The following is a 307-nucleotide window of genomic DNA, read 5'->3' on the forward strand; positions in this document are numbered from 1 at the left end:
ATCAAGGAATAGATATATTCCACTTCTTTCTCGCCATAGACGTCAGAGCCTTGTCTAAACCTGAACATCTAGCTGGAATAATATGGGGACAACATGATGTCCAGCGGCAATTTCCGACTTATCAGCGCATAGTTATCACTGTCCACAGAATTATTTAGTAATCTATGGGCTTCAATGACTTGTTCTCCAAAGGGTTTTCGGGTACCCTGTACTACAATATGCTGTAGATGTCCACTGTGGGCAATGATCTTGAGCTGTAGATTGGGAGACGTGGCGCAAGCGTTGCAAGGGCAAACCCTATTTTTCT

General features: G+C 43.6%; 1 protein-coding gene. It reads right to left on the minus strand.

Going from position 1 to position 307, the window contains the following annotated elements; all coding sequences use genetic code 11:
* Positions 1–68: 68 nt before the first annotated feature.
* Positions 69–307: DUF2652 domain-containing protein (locus ACRHOZ_RS20880; protein ID WP_431130188.1), on the minus strand; the 239-nt coding region annotated here is incomplete at its 5' end.

The sequence above is a fragment of the Flagellimonas flava genome (assembly GCF_050617915.1).
GTDB lineage: Bacteria > Bacteroidota > Bacteroidia > Flavobacteriales > Flavobacteriaceae > Flagellimonas > Flagellimonas flava_A.